We start from the raw sequence: 20,066 nt of genomic DNA on the forward strand, positions 1-20,066 counted from the left end.
AGTACTCGTGGCTTGGCGTGTTTGGAGTGTTGATACCCGTTCAGGGCAGAAGCAGTCGGTGATCCCGGTGACCGGGTTTACGTGGATGAACGCTTTGAACCAGGGCTCCGGGGGTTCAGCGACCGTGCTGCTGAATGATCAGCGGATGGCTGGCCTGAACTTCCGTGACTTGTTCGACCTGGTCAGGCGAACGCTCGTCATTGAGTGGGATGGTCACCCGGTCTATGCGGGGGTGATCTGGGACTGGACGTATGACTATGATTCGAAGCGACTGAGTATCAACCATTCGGATATCTGGTCAATTCTGTCTCGTCGTTTCCTCTTCACCGCGAACTTCTCAACCTATGCAGAGAACAAACTCACTCTGGCTTCACAGAGCCTGTGGGATCTGGCTCGTGGGGTCGTGGAACAGGGGCTGTCCGGCACAGGAAATAGCCTGCCGATCTTCATGCAGGGAACTACAGGCGGTTCTCATACTCGCACTTGGTACGGGTACGAGATACCGGTAGTTCTTGAAGAGCTGGAAGCGATCATGGAGACCGAAGGCGGACCGGATGTTGCTTTCGTTCCGCGTTGGTCTGACGACGGGTCGAAGCTGGAATGGCTTATGTACGACGGCATCGAAGTTGGCGGGATGATTCCGGTTAACTTGTCCGCGAACCAGAAGATGCTCCACGGGGTGAAGGTAAAGCTTGATGGCAATGAGCTCTCAAACCTCGTGATTGGTACGGGGGAGGGCGCCGAGCGGCGTTTGATGACGGCTTACAAGCTGATGTCAGGAGCGGCGTACCCTCGGCTGTTCTCTGATGCCTCTTTCCCGAAAGAGAAAGTCCAAGCCACGTTGCAGGCCCGAACAAATGCTGAGTCTGACTTGCGTGGCGTACCAACTGAACAATGGTCGGCGAACATGAACGCGTCGGACGCATTCAGGGTGACGATGGTAAAGCTCGGGCGCCCTTTTGAGATCTACACCCACGGCGACCCTTTGCTACCTAACGGGCAGCGAAGGTTTCGCGTGATCCAGTACTCCGGGGATTTGTCGGAGACAGTGAAGCTCGAACTCCAGGAGGTCTGAGTGGGGAAGATCAAGAATACCTCGCGGAGCAATCTGAAGAACCTGCCGAAGCAACAACGGGGGCAACGCTACGCGACACCCTTGAACCGGGCAGCGATCGGCCGTGAAGGTCTTGAAGTTTACGACGGCGGTTGGATTCGCATCCTCAACGGTGGCCTGCAGGTCATCGGCACGGCCACGATTTCAGGAACACTGTCGGTCTCTGGGACAGCTACAATCTCGGGAATATTGAACGTCACTGGCCAGGCTAACTTCTCTGGGCAGGTCGGAATTTCTGGACCGCTGAACGTCACGGGGACGACGACCATTGGCGGCAATACGAACATCACCGGCGAATTGAACGTCACAGGGCCGACCACGCTTGATGGAATCACCGAGATAGGTGGGGACACCACAATCACCGGCGTCTTATCTGTGGAGGGCGACACGGAAATTTCCGGGAACCTAGACATCACAGGCGACACGACCATCAGTGGAACGCTCGGCATCGAGGGTATTGCAACGCTCAAGAATGATCTGAACGTTGTAGCTGGTGGCCGTGTCATCGTTGGCCAGGTTGAAATTGATCCGAGCAGTGACGGCGGGAGCATCGGGTTCGCTGGTGCCGGCATAACCAACGGCAGCGTCATGGGGTTCGCTTTCACCGGAGTCACGCAGCCGGTCACTATCGAGAGCCTTTCTGGTCCAGTAAATCTGCGTGGTGTGACTATCGAAGTGCACAACAGGCTTGTTGCACGGGGCCAAATCGATGTAGCTGGTACAGCGATCTTCCGCAGCTCGATATTTGACCTGCCGAATCTGGGCACAACAAGCAACCCGCCAAATCTTTATATCAATCCGGCCAATGGCCGGCTTGCCAGATCAACATGGACACCCTAGGGAGCAACGCGATGAGCGATAAAAACAACGAGGAGGAACTCGCCAAGCTCAGGGCAGAGGCAGTCATCAAGGACTCGATGATCCTGGAATACCAGCAGGCCTTATCTGATGCGCATTACAAGATCGCGATGCTCAACGGGCAACTGAAACTGGCGAATCTCGGCGCCATGGACTCCACGAACTAGTGGAACAAATCTACTTAGGAGACAAACGTGGCAACAGCGACATTGACCGGTAACCTCCGGACATTTGGCGGCGCAAACTTCAATCATCTCGACCCGGTCATTATCTTCCGACCCATCGGGGCGAGCTTCAACCAATCGAACATCTTCTCAGGGCCAGACGTGCGAGTGAGCACATTCGATTCTGGTGGCGGTTTCACTGTGGATTTGGAACGCACAGACACCATGCTGACCGCTGGCGCTCACTACAAAGTGCTGATTGAGTGGCGTAACCCTGGCATCACCGGATCATCGGGCCCGGGTGTAGCGCAACATGACACGGGCTGGGAAGTAACCGTAAAGGGCAGTGGCCCAATCGGTGACAATGCGACCCCACCGGATCCGAACCAGCTGATCTGGTGGGTGAGCCTCACGCCCCCACCTAACAGGGGATTCATCTGGAACTATCTAGACCCAAACAATCCCGACAGGGAAACAGGCCCCAACCCTGAGTTGGTGCTTGGCGACATCGTGACAAGGTGGTGGTGATACGTGTACGTAGTCATCGGCAATAATAGAGGGCCTCGCGGGCTGAAAGGCGACAAGGGCGACACCGGTAGCACCTACCAGCGTGTCCTGACTACCAGTGACACTATCGCAACCCTTGGTCCCGGCTCTTACACGGTGCCTTCGGTTGCTGTTGCTAACTCTCTGGGCTTGCCCGAAGCCCGCTATGGCGACCTAGCGGTCTCTGGACCGGCCGGCCAGCCCCGCTCGGCCGTGTTCCGGTCAACGGAAATCGATAAGGCTGCTAACCCATCCCGCAGTTGGGTGATGTCTACAGATAACGCGGGAAGCTTTACGGGGCGAAGCTGGCGTGAATTGACTAGCCCGACTCGCGGTGTGCCTGGCAACTACGCAACTAACGTGTGGGCTACTCGCCCGGGGTACAACGGCGTTTGGGCTATCTCGATTTCAGGAGTGGAAGCCGCGGGGAGCCACAATCCGACGCGCTTCTCACACAACCTTGAGCATGAGACCCAGCCGAACGGCGGTTCCGTGCAGCGTGCCTTCGCCACACACGAAGGTGACCAGGGTGCATATTTCCGTGGTGAGAAGTCCGCGGGTGGTGGAGAATTCACCCTGTGGAAGCGGTTGATGGATGAACGCATGAGCCCGGCACTGAACCGCCATGAACTTCTCTTTCAGGAGATGGCAGCAGCTTATGGTGGCAAAGTGTTCACGGGCGATGCCGTCCCAGTCGCATTTACGTGGGACGACTATCCTCGCGATTTCCGTGACCGCATCATGCCATTGCTTCAAGCTCGCGGTTTTCCATGCACCATCGGCTTGTCGTCCAAGATGTACGAGACAACGTCCACTGTGATTCAGCCAGGCGCGGTGGGAACAACTTGGGCTGAAATTGATGCATGGCCGGAATGGATTAGCGTTGCAAACCACTCGGCTACTCATATGGCAGCTGAGGATCGCAAGAGCATGGATGCCGAAATCGTTCTTGGGCTGAAGGACTTGCGCACCGCATTGCCTAACAAGCAGATCTACACCTGGATGCAACCTTCGGTCGCATACGACGCAGGATTCGATAACGGGAACACGTTGGAATCCTACGCGGAGACAATCGCCGGGCACATGCAGCTCGGGCATCACGCGTATGTGACCGGTACTCGGCGTACTGCTGGTATGGCGACAACTTGTGTCATGATTGGCAACCGCCCGATCCAGGGGCTTGTGCGTAACTGGCTAGATACCAAGGCTGGGATCGATATTGCTAAATCTCGTATCACGAGTGCAAGGGCGAAGAAGCACGGATTGATCATCGCAGGCCATGCAGATCGGTATGGGCTGTCCGGCATGGCAACGATGGCAGAGCTCATTAGCTTCTTGGATTGGCTCAAGGCCGAGCAGGACGCTGGCCGAGTCAAGGTGCTCAAGCTGGAAGAGTTCGCTATCGCCCAGTACGGAAGCCTATAGAGAAGCTATTAGTCGGAGGCCCTTAATCCGGGCAGGGCAATCACCATGGGTTGCCCTGCCATCCGGCCGGTACCATTCATTGCACTCTTGGCAGCGGTCAAGGCCTTCGTCCTCCAACAGCTCATCTGAGGTAGGGAGATAATCTTCCGAGTAATTGGGTAGCTCGAATCCCTCATCCATTCCGATTACCTACTTTCTCTCCAAAACTTAACCGACTCACTGAAATGCCAACCATACTCTTCACCGGTAATCTTTGCGTGCCCTGGGACTTCTCCCTCATAGAGTGCCAGCTTGCGGTTTCCGAGAGCGTTCAACCCCGTGGTTGGTGACATGCCGTGTGCTTCAGCGAATGGGGAGAAATGCTTGGCAACATGCTCGGTGTCAGAACTACTCTGCGCATAATAGACAAAATTGCGAGGTTGAAGAGTTCGGTAATGATCGACCATGTCAAACCTCTCGGGAAAAGCCGATCGCAGAAGTTCTGGGTCCCAGCCGGGCCACATAGTTTCAAAATATTTGGAAACAACCGAAGGGACGTAACTCCCAATACGAGTCTGGGGATCCTGGATGAAAGCCAAAGAACCGGGCCACGCAGCCGAAGCTCGAAGCGCAGCGTATCCGCCTCCAGAGCCCCCAACAAAAGCCACATGCGATGCGCCTGTGCGACCAAGAGCCTTGTGTATCACCCTGGAAATTGAAGGTAGCGGATCGAACCCTGGGCCTCCTAAGAACCAAGAGAGCCACATATTCTGTTCCAACCCAGACTGAATCGTCGGGTCCGCAAAAGCTATGAAAGACTTGACCCGCGGTTGCATGGAGTAGACCCGTTCAAACCTTGGATAAAAATGATTCTTGGAAGTGTTTGCTCCATGGAACACTACAAAAAGTTCTGTTGATTTACGGAGCGTAGAGTAAAAGTCGAGAGTCGACCCACTTCCTAGAGGAACCTTATGCACTGCAGTAGGCTGACCGTTCAATCTCAAAGTATTGAGACTTTTCTGTTGAACTAGGGGAACGCCGTAAAAGTCGTGTTTGGTTTCTCGAAGTCCAGTTCTGGGATTAATCGAAGTCACCAGAGCATTCTACAGTGATCCGCAAAATAACCCGATGGGCAATTTCGTTAGACTGAAATCATGAAGCGAATTTTTATTTATGGCAGTTGCGTTACACGGGATGCAGAGACCTTCTTCAACGACTTCGGGTTCGAATTATCTGGGTACGTCGCAAGACAATCCCTAATATCGGCATTCCGCAAAGCTGAAGTCTCCGAGTATGACTTCACCAAGGTGTCCTCCAACTTCCAAAGGAACATGACCAAGGGAGACGTGGAGGGAAACTTACGTTTCGAGATTGCCAAGGTAGCGCCTGACGCTATTTTCTGGGACTTATGCGACGAGCGACTTGGTGTTAAAATTGCCAGATCAGGCGGAATGGTGACGAAGTCCAGAGACCATGTTGTTGAGGGGATTCATCCGGGACCGTTCGGTCGGACGATTAGTTTTGGAACTGATGAGCATTTCGACTTGTGGGGCCGAGCGTTGTCAGAATTTTTGAAATCTTTAGACCGAATCAACTTACGGAACAAGTTGTATTTGAATGCCACCCCATGGGCGGTAGAGGATGAATACGGGCAAAACCACAATGGCCAAGCTGAAACGGCAGCCAAGTTCAACCGTGACGCCGAACGATACCTGGATTATGCGTGGCAATCCGGTGTGAACGTAGTGCCGACTGCTCAAAACGACGCGATCTCCCGTACTGATGGACATAAATGGGGGCCAGCGCCATTCCATTACGTCGAAGGAACGTATCTCTCGATGCTGACCAATCTGAGTAAAGCAATCTCGTAATTCTGGCTTAGACCGAGCTGAAGGCCTCCACATCTTGTGGGGGCCTTTTGCGTACCCAAAAATTTTAGGAGGTAACAATGCCCACCCACGTTTTCAAGCCGACACGTAACCCGCCAAGGTGGTGGGACAGGCTGCTGGTTCACCCGTTGGATACGACCGTTGCGGTAATCGCCGTGCTCTTCGGTGTGCTCGTCGTACTTTCCCTAGCTACCCCGGACTATATTCCGTCCAAGAGCATGGATCAGATGCCGTGGCCTGTCGTCATTCTCGTGTCCGGGTTCCTCGGAACGGGCGGACTCATGGCGCTCACCGGGCTCAACTGGTTTGGCGACAACGTGTCCACCGGTTGGAAGATGGAACAGTTCGGTTGGTGGCTCGCAGCTGGCGGGTTCGTCACCTACGCGATCAGCGTTTCGTGGCATTACCCTGCGTCGCAATTCGCTTGGGGTGTGCCATTATTCCTAGGTATCGGGTCTACAGTCCGCGCAATCTCAATCGTCATGATCGAACGCAGCGTGAGACGAACCTTGCGCGAAGTTGAGGAGCACACCCATGAGTGAAGGCTCAATAATAGCGATCATCGTAGCCCTACTTGGGGTTGTGGGCGGAGGTGGCTATTGGGGGTACAAGCAGTACAGCAAAGAAGCGCCAGTGAAGAAGCGAGACGCTGACATTGCTGTGGCTGAGAAGTCGCAGCAGATGGCTATGGCTATAGCAGACGACCTGCGCGAGGATTACACCCGGTTGCGGGGTGACCTGAACACTGAGCGTGAAGAGCGCACAAAACTATCGGGGCGCGTCGATTCACTAGAAACGCATATCCGGGAGCAGGACAAAACGATTCGCAGACTGCGTGATGCTGTGCGCCTATTCACCGCGGCTTGGGATGACCTGACTAGCCGTTGGGCGCATTACCGCCAGTCTGAGCATCCCCCACCACGACCGAATGTCAACATCGACTGACCGCACGCACGCGGTCATTTTTTATGCCCAGACACCGCCCGGTGTCTGGGCATCGTCGTACCCGAAAGGAGCCCACCGTGGCTAACGATCTGAACCCCATGGAAGCCATCGACAAGGACAACTACGAAGACCCGAACCCCGAGGAAGTCACGGACCCGAAGCATCCGGATTATGTGGCTCCGGCCAAGGGCATCAAGCCGCTAGGAGGCAAGTAGTCATGGCGATCTACAACGGATACACCGGCGCGAAGTCCTGCACCAAGGGGCCAGCAGAGGGCGCACTCGGCGCCATGGCCTGGTTCCTCGCCAAGTACAAGGAATTCGGCGGCCGCAACTCCGGCATCTACAACTGCCGTCCAGTGCGCGGATCCAACAGCACCACCTCGTTGCATGGTGAAGGCCGGGCGATGGACTTCGGCCTGCGCTGGTACGACAAGATCGAGATCTTCGAAGAGTTCGCCGAGCAGCTGCGCCTGAACTCCAAGGAGCTCGGTATCCAGTGCATCATCTTCAACCGCAAGATCTTCTCCGGCGGGTACAAGAACAAGGGCTGGTATAACTACACCGGCGTGAACCCGCACACCGACCACCTGCACGTGGAGATCTCCTGGTCGGCTGCTCGCCGCGACAAGGACGACACCATCGAGCTGTGGGAGCGGGAGCTGGGCGGAAAGCTGACAGGTAAGCCTGTCCCGGTCATGTCGCGTCCGAAGGTCAAGGATCAGTCGCCGACCAACGTTCCGAACGGTTCCACGAACTTCCCGGACAACTACGCCGATCTGAAGATCAACGGCAACTTCCTGTCTTGGGAGGTCGGTGCGCTGCAGATCCTGCTGGAGAACGTCGTGAACGGCCTCAACAAGCAGTGGGATGGCAAGTTCGAAAAGCTGACCATCACCGACACCATGACGCTGATGCAGCGCAACGGGTACTACCTCAAGACCCCGTTCGCCGCCCGCGGTGCCAAGAAGGGCACCCCGCTCAAGAAGGACGGCGACGACGGTTACTGGTTCTGGGTCGAGTTCCAGCGCATGCTGGCCGACGACCTGGGCCACCGCGGCAAGGTCTACTACGACACCCGCAAGTGGCGCCTCGACGGCAAGCCGTTGAAGGAAACCGGCAAGGCCATCCAGCAATGGCTCAACGACAACAACTAGGAGACACCATGGCTAAGCATGCAGCCGTCACCACCCAGTCACAGCACCCCTGGCGAGCTACGATCCGCACGATCCTCGCGGTCATCGTCGCACTCGCGGCCATGGCACCGTCGATCTATACCGCGGCCACGATGGGGAGCCCAGAAGCCGCCACCGGCGCCGCTGCGCTCGCGTTGGGTATCGCTGCGGCAATCACCCGCATCATGGCCCTGCCCGGTGTGGAGGCCTTCTTCCAACGATTCCTGCCTTGGCTGGCCGCTGGCACCAAGACCGACGAACCACCCGCAGGTAATGTCGAGGTAACCGGCTCGGCCACCCTGGACGAATAGACAGAACCGCCCCATCCTCATTGCGAGGGTGGGGCAGTTTTCTGCGTTAAGAGACAATCGAAGCATGGCTGAGTTCTCCGACCCTCGCTTCGAGCAAATGCGTACGTACATGGTCCGGGAATACCCTTACGTGCAGGTGACACACCCGGAGCTCGGCAAGATCCATGCCCGCGTGCGCGGTTGGATACCAGGTGAACTGTTTATCGAGTACCCGTCCAATGGTGCGCGCTGGGTGTACAACGGGCCGTTGGACGTGAAGTGGGTGCCAACCACTTCGGCCACTCGCATCCGGCAGAGCGACAGCCTCTGGCGAAGCACTGAAGACAATCACACATGGCACCAACGCGAAGACCAGAAGATCAGCTTCCGACCAGACCCGTGGACATCAAGCCTCCCGGCATCCGACTAGAATTCGCCTTATGGATCAATACGGAAACCTCGGACCCTACCAAGACCCTAAAATCAGGCAATGGTGGGACGAGCTAGAAGTAGAGAAGCAAGACAACTAATAGTGAGTGCCCCGATCATTTCCATCCCTAGGTGAAAATGATCAGGACCGGCGGGGAGCTGTAGCGGTTTTGTGGCGGATGGCTACCAGTAGACCCCTGTTTCAGCCTTGAAGTGACTGTACTGAGGCAAATCCGGCTACCAGTGGAAACCAAGGTTTTGCCCCGGAATTCCGCATCAATACAGGCCACAGTGTCTATACCTATTAATACGTGCCGGACTACGCACGCTAAATCCGTGCGCTAGTTCCAAGCCCGCAACCGGAAACGGTTGCGGGCTTGTCGCTTAACTACCTATCTGGGCTCTGACTTCGATAAGGTGGACTGGCACCAAAAACCCAAAGCAGAAGAGGAAGCACATGTCGGGTTCGGATATTGCAGGGCTCATCGCCGCCGGCGCGTTTGTTGTACTAGTTGTGCTGCTGGCAGTGCCGATCATGAAGTTGGGCAAGGTGTTCGACGAGCTGCGCAAATCGATCAAGGACCTGGCTGACGGAACCACTCCGCTGATCGGCGAAGTCGCCAACACCGTGGCGACCACCAACGACCAGCTCAAGAAGGTCGATGCCATCACCAGCAACGTTTCTGACACCACCGCCAATGTGTCCGCGCTGTCCTCGCTGGTAGCAGCCACCGTTGGCAAACCGCTGATCAAGGTTGCCGCGTTCACCGAAGGCGTGAAGGTCGCGATGAACACCAAGCCAAGCGGCAAGGCTCGCCGCAGCCGCTAAGCAAGCAACGCTGTTTGATCGAACACGTATCGGCGCGCTGAATAGGATACGGCCAACTGGTGGCCGCCAAGGAGACTAGAATGAAAAAGCTCTTGTGGGTTTCGATTGGAGTGGGCGTTGGCGTGCTCGCGTCCAAGAAATACGCTGAAGTTTCATCCGGGGCGGCGCTAAACCGCCAGGTCGGCAAGTACACCGACCGCGCCTCGGAATATTGGGAAGCCTTCCGCCAAGGAATGAGCTCCCGCGAAGAAGAATTACGTTCCGCCTTGGGCGTGGACGCCGCTAAGTGAAGGGATCATCCGTAACACGATGAAAACGCAGGAAATTGCCCGTCGTTGGGTCGACTTTTTCGTCTCGAAGGGCCATACGGCGGTACCTAGTGCCTCGCTGGTCTCGGCCGACCCTTCGCTGTTGTTCACGGTGGCCGGCATGGTCCCGTTCATCCCTTACCTCACCGCGCGCGAAGAGCCCCCGTACTCCCGTGCGACCTCCGTGCAGAAGTGCATCCGCACCGGCGATATCGAAGAAGTGGGCAAGACCGCGCGTCACGGCACCTTCTTCCAGATGTGCGGCAACTTCTCCTTCGGCGACTACTTCAAGAACGAAGCCATCCACTTCGCCTGGGAGCTGCTGACCAGCTCCGTCGAAGACGGAGGCTACGGCCTGGACAAGGAACGCCTGTGGGTCACCGTCTACGAAGACGGAGACGAGAAGGACCTTGAAGCCCGCCGCATCTGGGAAGAAGAGATCGGCATGCCTACCGAGCGCGTCGTAGGCACCGGCAAGGAAGACAACTACTGGAATACCGGCCAGCCCGGCCCCGGCGGTCCATGCTCCGAGATCTACTACGACCGCGGCCCCGCCTACGGTGTCGAGGGCGGCCCAGCGGTCGACGAGACCCGCTACGTGGAAATCTGGAACCTCGTGTTCATGCAGTACCGACTCTCCGCGGTACGTTCCAAGACCGACTTCGATGTGGCCGGCGAACTGCCCAAGCGCAACATCGATACCGGCCTGGGCCTGGAACGACTAGCCATGATCCTGCAGGGCGTCGAGAACATGTACGAGACCGACCAGGTCCGTCCGGTGCTCGACAAGGCCGCCGAGCTTGCCGGCGTCACCTACACCTCCACCGAGGATCCAGCCGACCCGAACCACGCCACCGACGTGCGCCTGCGCATGATCGCTGACCACATCCGCTCCTCGCTGATGCTGATCTCCGACCAGGTCACCCCGGGCAATGAAGGCCGCGGCTATGTGCTGCGCCGGCTGATCCGCCGTGCCGTGCGCGCAATGCGCCTGATGGGCGTGGACACCGAGGTGCTCCCCGAGCTGCTCCCGGTATCGCGCGACGCCATGAAGGGCGTCTACCCCGAGGTGGAGGCCGATTTCGAGCGCATTGCCCGCATCGCCTACGCCGAAGAACGCGCTTTCCGCCGCACCATCGCTTCGGGCACCACCCGCCTGGACGAGGCACTGGGCCACGCCAAGGAGGAAGGCAAGAACCTCTCGGGCGATGACGCCTTCACCCTGCACGACACCTTCGGCTTCCCGATCGACCTCACCTTGGAGATCGCCGCCGAAGCAGGCCTGTCCGTTGACGAGTCGCGTTTCCGCGAACTGATGAACGAGCAGCGCACCCGCGCCCAGAAGGACGCCAAGGCCAAGAAGGCCGGCCACGCCGACCTTTCGGTGTACACCCAGCTGGCCGAGGCCGGCAACGTGCACTTCACCGGCTATGACACCCTCGAAGGCGAATCCTCCATCCGCGGCATCATCCGCGATGGCCAGGTTGTGCCATTCGCCGAGCAGGGCCAGGAAATCGACCTGGTGCTGAACGAAACCCCGTTCTATGCCGAGTCCGGCGGCCAGGCAGGCGACAGCGGCCTGATCACCGGCGACGGCTTCGTGCTGGAAGTCACCGACGTGCAGGCCCCGATCAAGGGCCTGAACGTGCACAAGGTCATCGTGCGCGAAGGCGAATTGCCAGCCGAAGCACTGGTTCGCACCCAGGTCGACGCGGTGCGCCGCCGCTCCGGCGAGCAGGCGCACTCCGCCACCCACCTGGTGCACGCCGCGCTGCGCGAGCTGCTTGGCCCAACGGCCACCCAGGCCGGTTCCTTCAACAAGGCCGGCTACCTGCGCTTCGACTTCTCCTGGGCCGAGGCGCTCTCCGCCGCGGCACGCAGCGAAGTCGAGGAGGTAGTGAACCTGGCCATCGCCTCGAACTACCAGGTCGTCACCAATGAGATGGCACTGTCCGAGGCGAAGAAGCTGGGCGCCATGAGCCTGTTCGGGGAGAAGTACTCCAACGACGTGCGCGTGGTCGAGATGAACGGCGACTGGTCGCGCGAGCTGTGCGGCGGTACCCACGTGGACACCACCGCGCGCATCGGCCAGCTGACCTTGCTCTCGGAGGCTTCGGTCGGTTCGGGCAATCGCCGCGTCGAGGCCCTGGTCGGCATGGAAGCCTTCCGCCACGGAGCCGCCGAGCGCGCCCTGGTTTCCGAGCTCTCGGGCCTGTTCCGCGTTCCATCCAGCCAGGTGTGCGAGCGCGTCAACGACACCGTTGCCAAGCTGAAGGCCGCCGAGAAGCAGATCGCCGAGCTCAAGAGCCAGGCCATGCTGGCCCAGTCCGCAGCGCTGCTGCAGAAGGTCGCCACCATCGGCAGCACCCGACTGCTGGCCCACAACGCCGGGCAGATCGACTCGGCTGACGCCCTGCGCACCATGGCACTGGACCTGCGCGCCAAGCTGGGTTCCGAAGCCGCAGTCATCGTGCTGATCGGCGTGGCCAACGGCCGCCCGCTGGTGCTGGCTGTGACCAACGACGAGGCCCGCGCCAACGGCTTCAAGGCCGGCGCGCTGGTGCGCACCGCTACCGGCGTGCTCGGCGGCGGAGGCGGCGGCAAGGACGATATGGCACAGGGCGGTGGCCAGGACGCATCGAAGATCGATGACGCACTGGCTGCAATCCAGGCGGCACTGGCCAATGGCTAATGCCGCTCTCGGCGTCGACGTGGGCCTGGCCCGCGTCGGCGTCGCCGCATCTGATCCCTCCGGAATCCTCGCCACTCCGGTGATGACCCTGCGCCGGGATGCGAAGAAGAACTCGGATCTGCGGATGCTTCTGCGCATCATTGCCGATCGCGGCGTCACCGAGGTATTCATCGGGGAGCCGAAATCACTGGCTGGAAACGCGACCGAATCCACTAAAATGGCACGTGACTACGCGATTGCCTTGGCCCAGGAAGCTGCAAGCGCTAATATCGAGCTTGAGGTTTTCATGGTCGACGAACGCCTGAGCACCGTGAACGCGCATCGCTCGTTGCACGCCTCGGGCAAGAAGATGGAAGATCACCGCAAGGTGGTCGACCAGGTCGCGGCCACTGAGATCTTGCAGCAAGTGCTGGAAATGCGACGCAACAATGTGCGCGTACAAGCCAGCCGGATTGTGCTGCGCTAGCCCACAACCGCTAGGGCACCACAAAGACCCGAGAGATGAGAGTTGATGCGAGAAGAAGCCCGCCATGAACGGCAACGCGAAACGCATCGCGCGCTATACGAACGCTTTGCCGCCGGCACTGGCTTGCCGATCGAACAACCCTCAGAACCGGAACTGACCGGCACCGGGCATTACCGCCCATCGCTGGCGGCGGCCGAGGACAGCTGGCAGGAGCCCGCAGACCACGAAGCCCCGGACGGGGAAGGAACCGACACCAGGTTCCTCCCCGCCCAGGCAGCCGCCGCCTCCGATGCGCCAGCATTTGCCGGGCACGAGGATGCCGCCCAGGAGCACTACCCGCACGAGGCCGACGCCGCGCAGCAGGCCGCGGTGCTCAGCAGCGATCCCCACGATGACCAAACTGCCCAGGCCGCCGCCGGCAAGGCCCAGCGGCGCAAGCGCTCCAAGCGCAAGCGCAACCTGGTCATGCTGGCCACCGTGCTGATCTTCGCACTGGTGGTCGCCGGTTCGGTCTACTTCGTCAAGTCCGTGCTCAAGCAGTTCAACCCGGACGACTATCCAGGCCCAGGCGGCGCCGCGGTGGAATTCACAGTGGAAGATGGCTGGGGCTTGAAGATCATTTCGCGCAAGCTTGAGGAGCTCGATGTCGTCTCCAGCGACGGCCTGTTCACCGACGCCGTCGCGGACTCCGAAGCGCAGAGCAAGCTGATCCACCCCGGCACCTACCTGCTCAAGAAGCAGATGCCAGCGGCCGACGCGGCAGATATCCTCGTGAACCAGCGTCCGGACAAGGTCTTCTACATCGGGCTGAAGGCCAATATGCGCCTGGACGCGGCGATCAAGGAGATTGCCAAGGGCTCGGGACTGGCGGAAAAGGACCTGCAGGCGCTGGCCAAGAAGCCGCAGCAATTCGGCCTGCCTGCCTCGGTGCCGAGCCTCGAAGGCTGGCTGCACCCGGGGGAGTACCGCTTCCCGCTGAACGCCGACGCCGAAGAAGTCCTGGGCGAACTGGTCAAGGCCACCAAGGCTTCCCTGGAGCAGGCCGGCATCACCGACCTCGAAGAGGGCTACCGCACCCTGAAGGTCGCCTCGATCCTGCAGGCCGAGGCACGCACCCCGGACTACGCCACGGTCGCCGGCGCGATCGAGAACCGCCTGGACCCGGGCAACCGCGAAACCCACGGGCTGCTGCAGGTCGACTCCTCGGTGATCTACGGGCTGGACCGCTACTCGCTCCAGTTCAGCGCCCAGGAGAAGCAGGACGCGTCGAACAAGTACAACACTTATGTGCACACCGGCCTGCCGCCAACCCCCTTGGGCTCGCCGGCGAATTCCGCGATCGAGGCTGCTGCCCATCCGGAAAGCAACGGCTACTACTACTGGGTGACGGTCAACATCGAAACCGGTGAAACCAAGTTCGCCTCGACCTACGCTGAGCACCGGCAGAACCAGGCGGAATTCCGCGCCTGGTGCAACCAGAATCCAGGAGTCTGCTAGCGCGGATTCCCGTGCTTGCCAGTCGCGCTGCTGCCGCTGTGCGGGCAGCCACAAGCAGAAAGTCCATGAAGCCATGAAGCAGGCAGCCGTTCTCGGCCACCCCATCAGCCACTCCAAGTCGCCGGTGCTGCACCGCGCCGCCTACCAGCTGCTCGGCGTGCCGATCAGCTACAGCGCGATCGATCTGGAGCCGGGGGATGCTGCCGGGCACGCGGCCGCGCTGCGCGCAGGAAACTGGGCGGGCTGCTCGGTCACCATGCCGCTGAAGGATGCGTTCGTGCCGCAGATGGACGAGCTATCCGCCCGCGTGCAACGCCTTGGTGCGCTGAACACCGTGGTGGTCCGCGAAGACGGCACCCTCTACGGGGAAAACACCGACATCGACGGCCTGGTCCAGGCCCTGGCGGATTTCGGGCTCGCCCGCAGCGCGCAAGCGATGGTCCTGGGTTCGGGCAACACCGCGCTGGCCGCCATCGAGGCCGCCGCAGAAGTCGGCGCCCGGCAGCTGACGCTGGTGGTGCGCGCAGCCTCCCGTGCCACCCGCGCTGTCGAATTGGCCCGCGAGCTCGGGATGGAAACGTCCGTCCACGAGATTTCGGGCATCGGCCAGGAGCTGGCCGCCACGCTCAACGAGATTCCGCTGGTCTTCTCCACCCTGCCGCCGCACGCGGCCGATGACTGGGTGCCGGCGATCGGCGCAGGCACCGGAATCCTGCTGGATGTCGCCTACGATCCGTGGCCTTCGGCCTTGGCCCGGTCTTGGCAGGGAACCGTGATCAGCGGGCTGCACATGCTGGTGCACCAGGCGGTGGAACAAGTGCGGCTCTTCAGCGCCGGTGCATGGGAGGAATCGCGTCGCATGGACGTCACAAATGCGATGTATGACTCTTTGGGTCTGGCCCGACACCAGTAATCAGTTCGTGCCATGGCAAAATAGATGACATGTTGCGTTGGTTGACCGCGGGCGAATCGCATGGCCCGGCACTTGTTGGAATTCTCGAAGGACTACCCGCCGGAGTATCGGTGGATAGCGAAGCAGTGCGAGAGGCACTGGCGCGCCGACGCCTCGGCTATGGCCGCGGCGCGCGCATGAAGTTTGAAAAGGACCAGGTCACCTTCCTTGGCGGTGTCCGCCATGGCAAGACCCAGGGCGGCCCGGTAGCCATTGAAATCGGCAACACCGAATGGCCCAAGTGGGAACGCGTGATGAACGCGGATCCGGTGGACCTGGATGAACTGGCCTCGATGGCGCGCAATGCGCCACTGACCCGGCCGCGTCCGGGGCACGCCGATTTCACCGGCATGCAGAAGTACGGCTTCGAGGACGCCCGCCCGATCCTGGAGCGCGCCAGCGCCCGCGAGACCGCGGCCCGTGTCGCCTTGGGCACCGTGGCTTCCCGTTTCCTGAACGACTTGGGCATCCAGCTCGTTTCGCACACCACCGCCGTCGGCTCCGTGGCTGCCCCAGCCGATGCGCCGCTTCCCACGGCCACCGACGTTGCGGCGCTGGATAACGACCCGCTGCGCTGCTTCCACCAGGAAACCAGCGAGGCGATGGTCGCCGAAGTCGATGACGCGCACAAGGCAGGGGAGACCCTGGGCGGCGTCGTCGAGGTCCTGGCCTACAACCTGCCTCCGGGCATCGGCTCCTACGTGCACTGGGACCGTCGCCTGGACGCGCGCCTGGCCGCGGCCCTGATGGGCATCCAGGCAATCAAGGGCGTGGAGGTCGGCGACGGCTTCGCCACGGCCGCCCGCCGCGGCTCGGCCGCCCACGACGAGATCGTGCACGCCGAAGACGGCAGCATCAAGCGCAACTCGAACCGCGCCGGCGGCATCGAGGGCGGCATGAGCATCGGCGAGGTGCTGCGCGTGCGCGCCGGCATGAAGCCAATCGCCACCGTGCCCCGCGCCCTGCGCACCGTGGACACCGCCACCGGCGAGGACACCACCGCGCACCACCAGCGTTCGGATGTCTGTGCGGTGCCGGCAGCCGGCGTCGTGGCAGAAGCAATGGTCGCCCTGGTGCTCGCCCAGTCCCTGCTGGAGAAGTTCGGCGGCGACTCGGTGGCCGAAACCAAGCGCAATATCGAGTCCTACCTGGCGAACATCCCGGGCAACCTGGGTTCGACCGGCGTCTAGGAAGCGCGCTTCAATGATCTACCTCATTGGTCCGATGGCCAGTGGCAAGTCCACCGTGGGCAAGTCACTGGCCACGGCCCTTTCTACGAGCTTTGCGGATTCGGACGCGGCCATCGTCGCCCACCACGGAACCATCGCGCAGATCTTCGCCGAGCACGGCGAGGCGCATTTCCGCGACCTGGAAGTCCAGGCGCTGTGCCGGCTGCGCACCGGCGTGGTCGCCACCGGGGGAGGCGCAGTGCTGCGCGAAGAGAACCAGCAGCTGCTTTCGCGCGGGACGGTGATCTACCTGGAGCTGGGTGAACAGGCCGCAGCCGAGCGCATCAAGGGCGACGGGCACCGCCCGCTGCTGGCTGGTGACCAAGCCCTCAACAGCTGGATCTCCGTTTACGAAAAACGCCGCCCCATCTACGAAATGCTCGCTGACGTGCACGTTCTGGTGGATGGAAAGTCCGTTCCGCAAATTATCGACGAGCTTTTGCCGCAGCTGGAAGCGCTGTGATTAGCCTCACGAGATGCAACTTCTGGCCGAACGCACGCGTACGCTAGAAAAATCACCACCATCAGGAGGAACTAGACTGATGCCTATCGCACCGACCACTCTGAAGGTCACCGGAAGCACCCCAGGGGAGTCATACCCTGTCATGGTCGGCAACGGCCTGCTGGGCCACTTGCCCGAACTGCTTGGCCCCGCGGTCAAGAAGGTCCTGGTCATCCACCCGCGGGCCCTGCGCGCCACCGGCGACGTCGTGCGCGACGAGCTGGCGAAGTCCGGCCTGGAAGCATTGACCGCAGAGATTCCGGACGCCGAAGAGGGCAAGCACATCCAGGTCGCCTCCTTCTGCTGGGAAGTGCTGGGCAAGAACGATTTCACCCGTTCCGATGCCGTGATCTCCGTGGGCGGCGGCGCCGTCACCGACGTCGCAGGTTTTGTCGCAGCCACCTGGCTGCGCGGCGTGAAGGTCATCCATATCCCTACCTCGCTGCTGGCCATGGTCGACGCTGCCGTGGGCGGCAAGACCGGGATCAACACCGCCGAAGGCAAGAACCTGGTTGGCGCCTTCCACCCGCCAGCAGGCGTGCTCGCCGATCTGGACGCGCTGGCCACCTTGCCGAAAAACGAGCTGGTGACCGGCATGGCCGAGATCGTCAAGTGCGGATTCATCGCCGACGAGCGCATCCTGGAACTGATCGAAGAAGATCCGGCCGATGCCATCGACCCGGCCAGCGACCGCTTGCGCGAACTGGTCGAGCGCACCATCGCGGTGAAGGTCGACGTGGTATCCCGCGACCTGAAGGAAGCCGGCGACCGCGAATTCCTGAACTACGGCCACACCCTGGCCCACGCCATCGAGCTGTCCGAACGCTACCAGATGCGCCATGGTGCCGCCGTGTCCATCGGGCTGGCCTTCGCCGCCGAATTGGGCCGCTCGGTAGGGTACACCTCCGACGCGGTGGCCGATCGCCACGTCGCGATCCTCAAGTCCCTTGGCCTGCCGACCACCTACCGCAATGACCGCTGGGCTGCACTGCTCGATGGCATGAAGCGCGACAAGAAGGCCCGCGGCAGCCAGCTGCGCTTCGTCGTGCTGGAAGAAATCGGCAAGCCGCGCATCTACGAAGTCCCCGATAACTCGCTGCTCTTCGCCGCCTACCAGGAAATCGGGGAGTAACTACATGGTCGACTACACCGCATACGCCATTGACGTCGCATCGGTAAACCGCGAAGGTGTCGGCACCGCCGTAGAGGGCGTGCTGATCGACCCCCAAACGCTGAAGCCCTACATCGCCGACGAGGCCGCGGCCGACCAGCAGCTGCTGGTCGGTTCCCCTACCGACCAGGTCATGGTGCTGCTGGCGCGTGGCGAGCTGGTGAAAGCCGGCGAGCTGATCGCTGAATCGCGTTTCGTGGATCCAACCAACGCCCACCTGCGTGTGCTGGACACCGAGCTGACCCGCATGCAGGGCGACTTCGATCGCGCGATCAACCGACTGCGCAAGCTGGCCGAGGAATTCGCCGGCACCGCATACGAGCCGCTGATCCACCACCACGCTGGCCTGTCCTTCTTCGCGAAGGGCGATTTCAAGGCGGCGGCAACCCGTTTCCGCAAGGCCCTGGATCTGCGCATCGCGCTGGACGACGACGCGTACCTGGTCAACGCCGCAAGCACCTGCATGCGAATTGCCGAGGAGCGCGCCGCGCAGTAATGCGCGCCACCGTGTGAAACCCTTTGTACCGCATGGTGCGTAGGGTAAACTTGGAGATGGATTTTTGATAATGCCGGCGCTAGCTGGCGAAAATAGAGGATTGAGGAACCGTGGCGGATACAACTGACATCAAGAATGGACAGGTCATCAAGATCGATGGCCAGCTTTGGACCATCATTGACTTCCAGCACGTCAAGCCAGGCAAGGGCGGCGCATTCGTTCGCACCAAGATGCGCAACGTCATGTCCGGGAAGGTCTTGGACAAGACCTACAACGCTGGCACCAAGATCGAGCTGGCCACCGTTGACCGCCGCGACTACCAGTACCTCTACCAGGATGGCGAAGACTACGTCTTCATGAACCTGGAAGATTACGACCAGATCACCGTGTCCGGCACCACCGTTGGCGATGCAGCAGGCTTCCTGCTGGAGAACCAGGAACTGACCATCGCCATGTACGATGGCAGCCCGCTGTACCTGGAACTGCCAGCTTCGGTCATCCTGGAAATCACCTACACCGAGCCAGGCCTGCAGGGCGACCGCTCGTCGGCTGGCACCAAGCCGGCAACCCTGGAAACCGGCAAGGAAATCCAGGTTCCGCTGTTCGTTGAGCAGAACACCAAGGTCAAGGTCGACACCCGCACCGGCGACTACCTGGGTCGTGTCAACTAGTGAGAGCCCGCGCCAAAGCCCGTCGCCGAGCTCTTGAGTTCCTGTTCGAAGCCGAAGCCCGCGATGTCAATCCGCTGGCCGTAGCCATCGCACGACGGGAAAACTCGGATATCGTACTCAACGAGTACTCGCTGACGATCATCGAAGGCGTTACCGCACACCTGGACCGCATTGACGAAGTTCTCGAGAGCTACGTCAAGGACTGGACCATCGAGCGCATGCCAGCGGTTGACCGCAGCGCACTGCGCATCGGCGTGTGGGAGCTGCTTTACAATGATGACGTTCCCGATGCAGTAGCCGTGGCTGAAGCCGTGGTGAACGTCCGGGAATTGTCCACCGATGAATCGCCGGAGTTCGTCAATGGCGTTTTGGGTCGCATCCAGAGCGTCAAGGACACCCTGGTCGACTAATTCGATCCTCATCATTCCGAGCCCGGGGGG

At 60.5% G+C, this 20,066-nt stretch carries 24 protein-coding genes; all 24 read left to right on the plus strand.

Annotated elements, in window-relative coordinates; all coding sequences use genetic code 11:
* The first annotated feature begins 7 nt into the window (after nt 1-7).
* Nucleotides 8-1,075, plus strand: a complete 1,068-nt coding sequence (locus tag ACNPN0_RS04825; protein WP_448938736.1) for a hypothetical protein — start codon at nt 8-10, stop codon at nt 1,073-1,075.
* Nucleotides 1,076-1,954, plus strand: coding sequence for a hypothetical protein (locus ACNPN0_RS04830; RefSeq protein ID WP_448938735.1), 879 nt, complete (start codon nt 1,076-1,078; stop codon nt 1,952-1,954). It begins immediately after the preceding gene.
* An 11-nt stretch (nt 1,955-1,965) separates the two neighbouring features.
* Complete coding sequence (locus ACNPN0_RS04835) at nt 1,966-2,139, plus strand: hypothetical protein (protein WP_448938734.1); 174 nt, start codon at nt 1,966-1,968, stop codon at nt 2,137-2,139.
* A gap of 27 nt (nt 2,140-2,166) precedes the next feature.
* On the plus strand, nt 2,167-2,664 hold the full coding sequence (locus tag ACNPN0_RS04840) for a hypothetical protein (protein ID WP_448938733.1): 498 nt from the start codon (nt 2,167-2,169) through the stop codon (nt 2,662-2,664).
* A gap of 3 nt (nt 2,665-2,667) precedes the next feature.
* Nucleotides 2,668-4,107 (plus strand): hypothetical protein, encoded by a 1,440-nt coding sequence (locus ACNPN0_RS04845; RefSeq protein ID WP_448938732.1) that lies wholly within the window; start codon nt 2,668-2,670, stop codon nt 4,105-4,107.
* A gap of 1,133 nt (nt 4,108-5,240) precedes the next feature.
* Complete coding sequence (locus ACNPN0_RS04850) at nt 5,241-5,957, plus strand: DUF6270 domain-containing protein (protein WP_448938731.1); 717 nt, start codon at nt 5,241-5,243, stop codon at nt 5,955-5,957.
* Nucleotides 5,958-6,034: 77 nt separating this feature from the next.
* The gene (locus ACNPN0_RS04855) at nt 6,035-6,517 is read left to right on the plus strand and encodes a hypothetical protein (protein WP_448938730.1); all 483 of its coding nucleotides are present in this window, start codon (nt 6,035-6,037) and stop codon (nt 6,515-6,517) included.
* The gene (locus ACNPN0_RS04860) at nt 6,510-6,920 is read left to right on the plus strand and encodes a hypothetical protein (protein WP_448938729.1); all 411 of its coding nucleotides are present in this window, start codon (nt 6,510-6,512) and stop codon (nt 6,918-6,920) included. Before ACNPN0_RS04855 ends, ACNPN0_RS04860 begins: the two co-directional genes overlap by 8 nt.
* A gap of 77 nt (nt 6,921-6,997) precedes the next feature.
* Nucleotides 6,998-7,135 carry a hypothetical protein gene (locus ACNPN0_RS04865; RefSeq protein WP_448938728.1) on the plus strand — a complete coding sequence of 46 codons (138 nt, stop codon included), beginning with the start codon at nt 6,998-7,000 and terminating at the stop codon, nt 7,133-7,135.
* A gap of 2 nt (nt 7,136-7,137) precedes the next feature.
* On the plus strand, nt 7,138-8,076 hold the full coding sequence (locus tag ACNPN0_RS04870; RefSeq protein WP_448938727.1) for a hypothetical protein: 939 nt from the start codon (nt 7,138-7,140) through the stop codon (nt 8,074-8,076).
* Between the two features lie 8 nt (nt 8,077-8,084).
* Nucleotides 8,085-8,405 carry a hypothetical protein gene (locus ACNPN0_RS04875; RefSeq protein ID WP_448938726.1) on the plus strand — a complete coding sequence of 107 codons (321 nt, stop codon included), beginning with the start codon at nt 8,085-8,087 and terminating at the stop codon, nt 8,403-8,405.
* A gap of 64 nt (nt 8,406-8,469) precedes the next feature.
* Entirely contained in the window at nt 8,470-8,814 is a 345-nt protein-coding gene (locus ACNPN0_RS04880; protein ID WP_388024221.1) for a hypothetical protein, read from the plus strand.
* A 456-nt stretch (nt 8,815-9,270) separates the two neighbouring features.
* On the plus strand, nt 9,271-9,642 hold the full coding sequence (locus ACNPN0_RS04885) for a DUF948 domain-containing protein (RefSeq protein WP_105658292.1): 372 nt from the start codon (nt 9,271-9,273) through the stop codon (nt 9,640-9,642).
* Between the two features lie 80 nt (nt 9,643-9,722).
* Complete coding sequence (locus tag ACNPN0_RS04890) at nt 9,723-9,932, plus strand: hypothetical protein (protein WP_105658293.1); 210 nt, start codon at nt 9,723-9,725, stop codon at nt 9,930-9,932.
* 19 nt (nt 9,933-9,951) lie between these two features.
* Nucleotides 9,952-12,642 carry an alanine--tRNA ligase gene (gene alaS / locus ACNPN0_RS04895; protein ID WP_434690544.1) on the plus strand — a complete coding sequence of 897 codons (2,691 nt, stop codon included), beginning with the start codon at nt 9,952-9,954 and terminating at the stop codon, nt 12,640-12,642.
* A complete protein-coding gene (gene ruvX / locus ACNPN0_RS04900; protein WP_219844133.1) occupies nt 12,635-13,108 on the plus strand; it encodes a Holliday junction resolvase RuvX in 474 nt (157 codons plus the stop codon). Before alaS ends, ruvX begins: the two co-directional genes overlap by 8 nt.
* Nucleotides 13,109-13,153: 45 nt before the next feature.
* Nucleotides 13,154-14,605: an endolytic transglycosylase MltG gene (mltG, locus tag ACNPN0_RS04905; protein WP_400342398.1), complete on the plus strand. Its 1,452-nt coding sequence runs from the start codon at nt 13,154-13,156 to the stop codon at nt 14,603-14,605.
* A 73-nt stretch (nt 14,606-14,678) separates the two neighbouring features.
* The gene (locus tag ACNPN0_RS04910; RefSeq protein ID WP_434690539.1) at nt 14,679-15,518 is read left to right on the plus strand and encodes a shikimate dehydrogenase family protein; all 840 of its coding nucleotides are present in this window, start codon (nt 14,679-14,681) and stop codon (nt 15,516-15,518) included.
* A gap of 29 nt (nt 15,519-15,547) precedes the next feature.
* Complete coding sequence (gene aroC / locus ACNPN0_RS04915) at nt 15,548-16,747, plus strand: chorismate synthase (protein ID WP_332486132.1); 1,200 nt, start codon at nt 15,548-15,550, stop codon at nt 16,745-16,747.
* Between the two features lie 13 nt (nt 16,748-16,760).
* Nucleotides 16,761-17,249: a shikimate kinase gene (locus ACNPN0_RS04920; RefSeq protein WP_105661294.1), complete on the plus strand. Its 489-nt coding sequence runs from the start codon at nt 16,761-16,763 to the stop codon at nt 17,247-17,249.
* A 79-nt stretch (nt 17,250-17,328) separates the two neighbouring features.
* On the plus strand, nt 17,329-18,420 hold the full coding sequence (aroB, locus tag ACNPN0_RS04925; protein WP_105661293.1) for a 3-dehydroquinate synthase: 1,092 nt from the start codon (nt 17,329-17,331) through the stop codon (nt 18,418-18,420).
* Between the two features lie 4 nt (nt 18,421-18,424).
* A complete protein-coding gene (locus ACNPN0_RS04930; RefSeq protein ID WP_400342396.1) occupies nt 18,425-18,955 on the plus strand; it encodes a tetratricopeptide repeat protein in 531 nt (176 codons plus the stop codon).
* A gap of 110 nt (nt 18,956-19,065) precedes the next feature.
* Nucleotides 19,066-19,626, plus strand: a complete 561-nt coding sequence (gene efp / locus ACNPN0_RS04935; protein ID WP_013349066.1) for an elongation factor P — start codon at nt 19,066-19,068, stop codon at nt 19,624-19,626.
* A complete protein-coding gene (gene nusB / locus ACNPN0_RS04940; RefSeq protein WP_105658302.1) occupies nt 19,626-20,036 on the plus strand; it encodes a transcription antitermination factor NusB in 411 nt (136 codons plus the stop codon). Before efp ends, nusB begins: the two co-directional genes overlap by 1 nt.
* The last annotated feature ends 30 nt before the right edge of the window (nt 20,037-20,066 follow it).

The sequence above is a fragment of the Glutamicibacter sp. AGC84 genome, from assembly GCF_053543575.1.